Below are 8,080 nucleotides of genomic sequence, written 5' to 3' on the forward strand. Positions count from 1 at the left end.
GGCCAGGAGCGGCCACGGGACGAGGGGGACCAGACGGAACGAGGAGCGGCCGTATGAAGATCCTTCTGTGGCACGTGCACGGCTCCTGGACGACGGCGTTCGTGCAGGGCCCGCACACGTACCTCGTTCCCGTCACCCCGGACCGCGACCCGGACGGCCTCGGGCGGGCCCGCACGTTCTCCTGGCCCGCCTCGGTACGGGAGACGCCGCCCGGGGAACTGCGGGACACCCAGGTGGACCTGGTCGTCCTCCAGCGGCCGCACGAACCGGAGCTGGCCGAGCGCTGGCTCGGCGGACGCCGCCCCGGACGCGACGTTCCCGCCGTGTACCTGGAGCACAACGCGCCGGACGGCCGCGTACCGGAGACGCGGCACCCGTTCGCCGACCGGGACGATCTGACGATCGTGCACGTCACCCACTTCAACCGGCTCTTCTGGGACTGCGGCGGCACGCGCACGCGGGTGATCGAGCACGGCGTCGTCGACCCGGGCCACCAGTACACCGGCCGGCTCGCCCGGGCCGCCGTCGTGGTCAACGAACCGGTCCGGCGCCGCCGCCACACCGGTACGGACCTGCTGCCCGCCCTGTCCGAGGCGGTGCCGCTGGACGTCTTCGGCATGCGCACGGAGGGCCTCGCCGGGCACCTCGGCCTGCCGGAGGACCGGTGCCGCACCGCCGACCTGCCCCAGCGCGAGCTGCACGCCGCCATGGCCCAGCGCCGGATGTACGTGCATCCCGTGCGCTGGACCTCCCTCGGCCTGTCCCTGCTGGAGGCGATGCACCTGGGCATGCCCGTCGTGGCGCTCGCCACCACCGGGGCCGTGGAGGCGGTGCCGCCCGGCGCGGGCACGCTGTCCACCCGTCCCGACGTGCTGGCCCGGGCCGCCCGCCGCTACCTGGAGGATCCGGAGACCGCCGCCGAGGACGGAGCGCGGGCCCGCCGGGCGGCCCTCGAACGGTACGGGCTCAAACGCTTCCTGGACGACTGGGAACGCGTGATCACGGAGGTGTGCTCATGACCTCGTCCATCGGCTCCTACCGCACCGCTCCGCTCGACGCCGACCCCCTGGATCCGGGCATCCTGTCGATCGCGCTGGTCTCGGAGCACGCGAGTCCGCTCGCCGCGCTCGGCGGGGTCGACGCCGGCGGACAGAACGTCCATGTGGCCTGCCTCGCGGGCGCGCTCGCCGACCGGGGCCATCGCGTCACCGTCTACACCCGCCGCGACGCGACCGGCCTGCCCGACCGGGTGCCGCTGCGCGAGGGCGTCGAGGTGCACCATGTGCCGGCCGGTCCGCCGGAGCAGCTCCCCAAGGACGAACTGCTGCCTCACATGAGCGAGTTCAGCCGCTATCTGACCCGTATCTGGCGGACGCGGTCGCCCGACGTGGTGCACTCCCACTTCTGGATGTCGGGGCTCGCCTCTCTGCGGGCCGCTCGCGCCCTGGGGCTGCCCCTGCTGCACACGTACCACGCGCTCGGCACGGTGAAGCGACGGCACCAGCAGCTCGCCGACACCAGCCCGCCGCAGCGGATCGCGTACGAGATCGACGTGGGCCTGGGCTGTGACCGGGTCATCGCCACCTGCAGGGACGAGGTCGTCGAACTGGGTCGCATGGGCATTCCCGCAGGCAGGACCAGCATCGTGCCGTGCGGCGTCGACACCGACCGGTTCACCCCGCGAGGCCCGGTCGCGCCCCGGGGGTCACATCCCCACCGGCTGCTCCAGTGCGGCCGGCTGGTCCCGCGCAAGGGCGCGGCGGTCTCCATCGAGGGGCTGACCCTGCTGCCCGGGGCGGAGCTGGTCGTGGTCGGCGGGCCCCCGGCGGACCGGATCGACGAGGACCCGGAAGTACGGCGGCTGCGTGCTCTCGCCCGTGCGGCCGGGGTGGCCGACCGGGTCACCTTCACGGGCGGAGTGCCCAGCGAGGAGGTGCCGCCGTGGCTGCGCTCCGCCGACGTGGTGGTGTGCCCCGCGGACTACGAGCCCTTCGGCATCGTCCCGCTGGAGGCGATGGCCTGCGGCCGGCCGGTCGTCGCCAGCGCCGTCGGCGGACAGCTGGACACCATCGCCGACCCCGGCACCGGGCGGCTGGTCCCACCACGTGACCCCGGGGCGCTGGCCCGAGCCGTCGCCGCCCTCCTCGCCGACCCCGCCGCCCGCGAGGCCTGCGGGACGGCCGGCCGTCGCCGGGTCCTCAGCCGGTACGGCTGGGGCCAGGTCGCGGCGGCCACCGAGGCGGCCTACTGCGCGATCCTCGACGCCGAGTCGGCGGCGACGGGGGCCGGGTGAATCGTTCCCGCCCCCGGCGGAAGAGCCGGGGCCGGCCGTCCCTGCCGACCGACCGTGCGGTACCGATGTCCGAAGGAGGTGTGGGTGCAGCCGCCGTGCTCCGCGAGGCGGTACGCCCGAACAGCATGACCGAACACCCCGCACACCCCGCGCTCGAGGCCGCGCGTCTGCACTGCCGGTCACTGGAGCAGGCGCTCGGCCGGTTCCGCCGTGACGGCCTCGGCCGGATCACGGAATGGGGCGACCGGCTCGCCACCGTCCTCACCGGCGGCGGCCGGCTGCTGGCCGCCGGGAACGGCGGCAGCGCCGCCCAGGCCCAGCACCTCACCGCCGAGCTGGTGGGCCGCTACCGCCTGGAGCGGCGCGCCTTCTCGGCGATCTCCCTGCACGCCGAGACGTCCAGCGTCACCGCCATCGGCAACGACTACGGATTCGACCACGTGTACGCCCGCCAGGTGGCCGCCCACGGCCGCCCCGGGGACGTCCTCCTGCTCCTGTCCACCTCAGGGCGCAGTGCCAACCTGATCGCGGCGGCCGTGACGGGCCGGTCGGCCGGGCTGAGGGTCTGGGCGCTCACCGGACGGGGCCCGAACCCGCTGGCCGAGGCCGCCGACGAGGCACTGTGTGTCGACGCGGGCAGTACGGCGACCGTGCAGGAAGCACACCTCGTCGCCGTCCACCTGCTCTGCGAGTGCTTCGACACGGCCGTCGCGAACCCCGTCGGGCGCCGCGCGGTCGCCGTCCACGGGAGGGCGTCGTGACGGCGCCCGAGCCGGCCACGGGACCGAAGCCGCTCGTGGTCGTCGGGGACGTGCTGCTCGACGAGGACATCGAGGGCGTGGCCGCCCGGCTTGCCCCGGACGCCCCCGCCCCCGTCGTCGACGTCACCGGCGACCGGCGGCATCCCGGAGGAGCGGGACTGGCCGCCGCCCTGGCCGCCCGCGGCGGCCGTCACGTGACCCTGGTGACCGCGCTCGGCGACGACCCGGCCAGCGAGGCCGTACGCCGTGAGCTGCGCGGCAGGGTACGGCTGATCGAGATCCCGCTGAAGGGCACCCTGCCGGTGAAGACCCGCGTGCTGGCGAGCGGCCGTCCCGTCGTACGGATCGACCGGGGAGGCGGCACACCCGGCGAACCCGACGGAGAGGTACGGGACGCGCTGGACAGCGCCCACGCCGTCCTCGTCGCCGACTACGGCGGGCACACCGCCGGCGCCGTACGACGGCACCTGGAGGCCGTCGCCCGGCGCACGCCCCTCGTGTGGGACCCCCACCCCAGGGGCGAGGCACCCGTGCCCGGAGCACGGCTCGTCACCCCGAACGCGGCCGAGGCGCGCGCCCTGTGCCCCGGCGACGGCGAATCACTGCGCGCCTACGCGGAGCGCGGGGTGGAGCTGGCGGAGCGCTGGCGGGCGGCCGGCGTCGCCGTGACGCTCGGCGAACGCGGAGTGCTGCTGGCCAGACCGGGACCCGGTACGCCGATGCTCGTCCCGCCGCCCTACCGGGCCACCGGGGATCCCTGCGGCGCGGGCGACTGCTTCGCCGCCACGACGGCCGCGGCGCTGGCGGACGGGCTGCTCCCCGAGGAGGCGCTCCAGCGGGCCGTCGCCGAGGCCGCCGCGTTCGTCGCGGCGGGCGGCGCGGGAAACCCGGAGCTGTGGCGGGACGGGCCCGCACCCCGCCCGGCGGACGAACCCGGCGCCTGTGGCGCGTACGACCTCGCGGAACGCGTCCGGGCACGCGGTGGCACGGTGGTGGCCACCGGCGGCTGCTTCGACGTGGTCCACGCCGGTCATGTCGGCCTGCTGGAGAGCGCCCGCGGTATCGGTGACTGCCTCATCGTGTGCCTCAACTCCGACGCCTCCGTCGCCCGCCGCAAGGGCCCGGGGCGCCCGCTCAACCCGTTGGCGGACCGCGCCCGCGTCCTCGCCGCCCTCGGGAGCGTCGACGCCGTCCTGGTCTTCGAGGAGGACACCCCGGAGGCGGTACTGGCCCGGCTGCGGCCCGACGTGTGGGTGAAGGGCGGGGACTACTCCGTCCAGGACCTGCCCGAGGCGGAGGTACTGCGCACCTGGGGCGGCCAGGCGGTCGTCCTGCCGTATCTCGACGGCCGCTCAACCACGCTGCTGACCCGCCGCGCCGCGAAGGCCGCCGCCGGGGAGCCGCGGCCGCCCGGGGCCTGAACCGGGACCGTGAGCACCGAGAGGGAGGCACGGGCCGATCCGGGACCGGCCGGAGACCGGCCCCGGACGCTGGTGCTGCGGGCGCTGGGGCTGGGCGACCTGCTGACCGCGGTGCCCGCGCTGCGTGCGCTGCGCGGGCACCTCCCGCACCACGAGATCGTCCTGGCCGCGCCCGAACGCCTCGCCCCGGCCGCCGCCGCGACCGGCCTGGTGGACCGCCTGCTGCCGACCACGGCCCCCGGACGCGAGGTACCCGGCACACTGCCCTGGCTCGGACCCGCCCCGGACATCGCCGTGGACCTGCACGGCAACGGCCCCCCGAGCCACCTGCTGCTCCAGCGGCTGCACCCCCGGCGGCTCTTCGCCTACGCGCACCCGCTCACCCCCGGGATCTCCGGCCCCGTATGGCGGGCCGACGAGCATGAACGGGAGCGCTGGTGCCGGTTGCTCGCCTGGTACGGCATCGAGGCGGACCCCGAAGACCTGCGGATACCGCCGCCCACGACGCCGTCCCCGGCGCCCGGGGCCGTGGTCGTCCACCCCGGCGCCGACGCGGGGGCCCGCCGCTGGCCCGGGGAACGGTTCGCCGCCGTGGCACGCGAGCTGCGCGACCGGGGGTACGAGGTCGTCGTCACCGCGGGCGCGGGCGAGGAGGGCCTGGCGCGGTGGGTGGCGGCGCAGGCGGGGCTGTCGGCGGACGCGGTGCTGGGCGGCGCCGCCGACGTGCCGTTCGACCGGCTGGCCGCGCTCGTCGCGCGGGCCCGCTGCGTGGTGGTCGGCGACACCGGCCTCGCCCACCTCGCCACGGCCCTTCACACCCCCTCGGTCGTCCTGTTCGGCCCGGTGGCCCCACGCCTGTGGGGCCCGCCGGCCGACCCCCGCCACCGCGTGCTGTGGCATCCCGGCGACGACGACTCACCCCGCCCGGGTGACGCCCACGGCCGACGGCCGGACGAACGGCTGCTGCGCATCACGGTGGGGGAGGTGGTCGAGGCGGTACGCGGACTGCCGTGACCGGGCCGGGCCCGGGGCCGCGGCCGTGCGGGGCCGTGCGGGCAGCACCACAGGGAGCGGACCGCCCTGGGCGTGTGCCCGGCGGCTCTCCGGCGCTCGTCGCCGGAGCCGAGCCGTCAGGGCCGGGTGATCAGGCCGCCGTGCCCAGGGCCGCTCGCTCCGGGACGTCGTCACCCTCCGTGCGGAGGACCACGCGCGGCGCGGTCCGGCGGGCGCGCAGGGCGAAGCCCGCGGCGATCGAGCCGGCGATGATCAGGCCGCCGATGACGAGGGCGCCGCGCGCCCCGGCCAGCTCCATGAGGAGGCCGAGCGCCGGCGGGCCGCCGAGGCTCCAGACGGTGCCGATGCTGCCCCAGATACCGAGCACGCGGCCCCGCAGATGGGCGGGCGGGTCGGTCTGGAGGACGGACGTCCCGGCGGTGTCCGAGACGGACTCCACCACGGCCATCGGCAGGACGAGCACCAGCAGCACGGCCAGCGACGGCGACAACCCCGCCACCACCTGCAGGAGCGCACCCGAGGCCGCCAGCACGCCCACGATCCGCACGGAGGGCCGGCGCATCCGGGCGCCGAGGACCGCGCCGAGGATGCCCCCGACGGCGAGGACGGTGGAGACCGTCCCGAACTCCCCGGCGCCACCCGCCAGCGGCCCGGTGACGAGCACGGCCAGCGTCAGCCCGTAGTTGCGTCCGAAGACCGCGCTGACGGCGGTGACACAGGCGAGCGCGAGCAGCCGGGGCCGGCGCGCGAAGAAGGCCAGCCCCTGCCGCACGGTCATGTCCTGGTCCGTACCGCGCACGCTCCTGCCCGCGCCCCGCTGCTTCGGGATCGCGGCCCGCACGCCGGCCGCGGCCTGCGGGACCGCTCCGGGCGCCGGACGGAGGAACGGGATGACCGAGGCCACGAAGAGGAACGACAGCCCGTTGGCGGCGTACGCGGAGGCCGTACCGAGGAAGCCGACCGCCACGCCGGCCAGTGCGGCACCCACGAGACGGCCCGCGTTGTGCACGAGCGAGCCCACCCCGATGGCGGAGGGGACGTCCTCCTTCGGGACGAGGTCGTTGCCCAGCAGGGCGCACGCCGGCCCGTCGACCGTGGCGATGGTGCCGGTCACCGCGGCCAGCACCATCAGGGAGGTCATGTCGAGCCGGCCCAGCGCCACGAGGACGGCCGTCACGAACGCGACCACGCCCAGGAGCGCCTGGCTCACGGCGGCCGTCAGCTTGCGGGGCCAGCGGTCGACGGCCGCGCCGCCCAGCAGGCTCACGAGCAGCGCGGGCGCGGCCTGGACGGACATGGACAGCCCCGTGGCGGCGGCTGACCCGGTGATCTGGAGGACGAGCAGGTTCTGCACCGTGAGCTGCATCCACGTACCGGCGTTCGACACGAAGTTCGCGACGGACCACCAGCGCATGCTGCGGTACCTCAGGGACCGCCACGGCGAGCGTGGCGCGCCCTTGGACGGCGCGGAGTCGGGCAGGGCGGAGGAAGGTGCGGAAGTCACAGAGCGGTACTCGAGACGGATCGGGGACCCGGATGGATCGGGGACCCGGAGGGCGGAACCGGCGGGAGCGAGGAAGACCGGCTGCGCTGCGCGGCCGCTCCACAGAGCCGGTTGTCGGCGCGGACCATCGTGGCAGAAGGGGCCGCCGAGTCCGTGCCCCCACCCTCCGTCGCACCACCTGCCCGGGCACCAAGTCCCACCCGCCGTCCGGCACTTGGTGTCTCGCGTGGGCTTGCTCACAGGCTTCGGCGGCCGGAGCGCCGCGGCCCGCGGGAGTGAGGACGGTCACGGCACCCAGCCCCCGGAACGGCGCGTGAAGGCATGAGAAGGCGTGTGAAGGCGTGAGAAAGGGCCCGTCGCCGTGGCGACGGGCCCGGGCCGGACCGCCGGAGCCGGTGTCAGCCCTGCTTGCCGCGCCCCGACAGCGCGTCGCGCAGCCGGTCGACCAGTCCGGCGCCCGGGGCGAGAAGCTTGTTCGCCGGGGGCTTGTCCGGGGCGGCCGGGTGCGGACGGGTCGGTGCCGTCTTCTTCGCCTGGCGAACCTTGTCACCCAGGGTGTCCAGCGTCTCCGGCGGGCACGCCTCGCGCAGCCTCGGGAAGAGGTTCCCCTCCTCGTCGGCGATGTGCGAGCGGATCTCGCTCATCAGTTCGCCGATGAGCCGGTCGAACTCGGGGTCGGTGGCGTCGAGGCGTTCCAGGTCCTTCATGAGCTGCTCGGCCTTGGCGTGGTCCTCGAGTTCCTTGTCCGCCAGGGCGTCCCCGTTCGCCACGTGCTCGCGCACCGCCGGGTAGAGATACGCCTCCTCGGCCACCGAGTGCCGGACCAGCTCGATCGTGGCCTGGTCGGTGTACACCTTGCGGTCCTTGTCTCCGGACGGCAGCGCCTCGATACGGCCGAAGATCTCCTCGACCTCACGGTGGTCCGTCACCAGCTCCTCGATGACGTTTCCTCCGTGTCCCATGCTCCTCACCTCCAGCCAGGGCGCGGCGGCTCCCGGACGGACCCGCCACGCGTCCCGAGTGCCCCCGCCCCGGACGCGTTAACGCGGCTTCACCCGTATGCCACGCACCCCGTCCCCACACCGGT

The 8,080-nt window shown here is 75.6% G+C and carries 7 protein-coding genes; 5 read left to right on the forward strand and 2 right to left on the reverse strand.

The window, feature by feature from the left end; genetic code table 11:
* Positions 1–53: 53 nt before the first annotated feature.
* From FNH04_RS36560 to FNH04_RS36580, 5 genes are all read left to right on the forward strand, one after another.
* Positions 54–1,019, forward strand: coding sequence for a glycosyltransferase (locus FNH04_RS36560; protein ID WP_152790142.1), 966 nt, complete (start codon positions 54–56; stop codon positions 1,017–1,019).
* A complete protein-coding gene (locus tag FNH04_RS36565; protein ID WP_152790143.1) occupies positions 1,016–2,293 on the forward strand; it encodes a glycosyltransferase in 1,278 nt (425 codons plus the stop codon). Before FNH04_RS36560 ends, FNH04_RS36565 begins: the two co-directional genes overlap by 4 nt.
* Positions 2,294–2,418: 125 nt before the next feature.
* A complete protein-coding gene (locus FNH04_RS36570; RefSeq protein ID WP_152790145.1) occupies positions 2,419–3,054 on the forward strand; it encodes a D-sedoheptulose-7-phosphate isomerase in 636 nt (211 codons plus the stop codon).
* The gene (locus tag FNH04_RS36575; RefSeq protein ID WP_322724870.1) at positions 3,051–4,475 is read left to right on the forward strand and encodes a PfkB family carbohydrate kinase; all 1,425 of its coding nucleotides are present in this window, start codon (positions 3,051–3,053) and stop codon (positions 4,473–4,475) included. The genes FNH04_RS36570 and FNH04_RS36575 overlap by 4 nt, the downstream gene beginning before the upstream one ends.
* 9 nt (positions 4,476–4,484) lie before the next feature.
* Positions 4,485–5,489: a glycosyltransferase family 9 protein gene (locus FNH04_RS36580; RefSeq protein ID WP_322724871.1), complete on the forward strand. Its 1,005-nt coding sequence runs from the start codon at positions 4,485–4,487 to the stop codon at positions 5,487–5,489.
* A 130-nt stretch (positions 5,490–5,619) separates the two neighbouring features.
* Here FNH04_RS36580 and FNH04_RS36585 read toward each other — a convergent pair whose 3' ends face one another.
* Together FNH04_RS36585 and FNH04_RS36590 are read right to left on the reverse strand one after the other, a co-directional pair.
* A complete protein-coding gene (locus FNH04_RS36585; RefSeq protein ID WP_265581222.1) occupies positions 5,620–6,903 on the reverse strand; it encodes an MFS transporter in 1,284 nt (427 codons plus the stop codon).
* A 488-nt stretch (positions 6,904–7,391) separates the two neighbouring features.
* Complete coding sequence (locus FNH04_RS36590) at positions 7,392–7,955, reverse strand: hemerythrin domain-containing protein (RefSeq protein WP_152790144.1); 564 nt, start codon at positions 7,953–7,955, stop codon at positions 7,392–7,394.
* Positions 7,956–8,080: the final 125 nt, after the last annotated feature.

This window comes from Streptomyces phyllanthi (assembly GCF_009377205.1).
In the GTDB taxonomy this organism is placed as follows: domain Bacteria; phylum Actinomycetota; class Actinomycetes; order Streptomycetales; family Streptomycetaceae; genus Streptomyces; species Streptomyces phyllanthi.

What these genes read in the sequence shown, in the direction of transcription:
- FNH04_RS36590 (WP_152790144.1), bottom strand. Translation starts at nt 7,955, where the DNA reads ATGGGACACGGAGGAAACGTCATCGAGGAGCTGGTGACGGACCACCGT.
- FNH04_RS36570 (WP_152790145.1), top strand. Translation starts at nt 2,419, where the DNA reads ATGACCGAACACCCCGCACACCCCGCGCTCGAGGCCGCGCGTCTGCAC.
- FNH04_RS36585 (WP_265581222.1), bottom strand. Translation starts at nt 6,903, where the DNA reads ATGCGCTGGTGGTCCGTCGCGAACTTCGTGTCGAACGCCGGTACGTGG.
- FNH04_RS36560 (WP_152790142.1), top strand. Translation starts at nt 54, where the DNA reads ATGAAGATCCTTCTGTGGCACGTGCACGGCTCCTGGACGACGGCGTTC.
- FNH04_RS36565 (WP_152790143.1), top strand. Translation starts at nt 1,016, where the DNA reads ATGACCTCGTCCATCGGCTCCTACCGCACCGCTCCGCTCGACGCCGAC.